This is a genomic window from Streptomyces sp. A01 (assembly GCF_059026195.1).
This window is the reverse complement of sequence record NZ_JBWLKN010000159.1, coordinates 1-224: the sequence shown is the minus strand read 5'-3', so window position 1 is coordinate 224 and position 224 is coordinate 1. Positions and strand designations below refer to the sequence as shown.

The window sequence follows — 224 nt, the reverse complement described above, 5'->3', positions numbered from 1 at the left end:
TGGGTGTGGGCTTGGGCGAGGGAGGTGAGGAAGCGGTGGGGGCCGTTTTCGTCGCGGCGCAGGGTGCCGATGATGAGGGGTTCGATGGCCGCTGCTGTGGTGTTTGTACCGGCGATGTTGGTGTCCGTGGTGGTGTTGGTGTCTGTGGTGGTGGTGTCGAGGGTGTCGTGGATGGTGTGGGTGAGGATGGGGTGGGGGCTGGTTTCGATGAAGGTGTGGTGGCC

Annotated in this window: 1 protein-coding gene; it reads right to left on the bottom strand. The window is 64.3% G+C overall.

Translation table 11 applies throughout. The features are described 5' to 3' along the window. On the bottom strand, nt 1–224 hold a 224-nt coding region (locus AC5P1B_RS35990), incomplete at both ends, for a hypothetical protein (RefSeq protein ID WP_493892245.1).